1 rRNA gene is annotated in these 245 nt (G+C 50.2%); it reads right to left on the reverse strand.

Going from position 1 to position 245, the window contains the following annotated elements:
- Positions 1–163 precede the first annotated feature (163 nt).
- Positions 164–245 (reverse strand): 23S ribosomal RNA (locus DPV79_RS41850); the annotation flags it as partial.

The following is a 245-nucleotide window of genomic DNA, read 5'->3' on the forward strand; positions in this document are numbered from 1 at the left end:
GTCATCAGGCAAAGAGGGTTGTTGCGCTGGCTTCGCAGCACAACCAATCTTGGAAGAAGCAGTAATTTTGAGTTGTGTGTATCACACACGAGAATCCAACTTGTCGCTCTGGATCGCGGCCAGTGCTGTCGCACGGCGCCGATCTACAAGGCAGACTTGTTATAGGATCAAGCCTTACGGGCAATTAGTATCAGTTAGCTGAACGCATTACTGCGCTTACACACCTGACCTATCAACGTCCTGGT

This window comes from Burkholderia reimsis (genome assembly GCF_003294055.1).
In the GTDB taxonomy this organism is placed as follows: Bacteria; Pseudomonadota; Gammaproteobacteria; order Burkholderiales; family Burkholderiaceae; genus Burkholderia; species Burkholderia cepacia.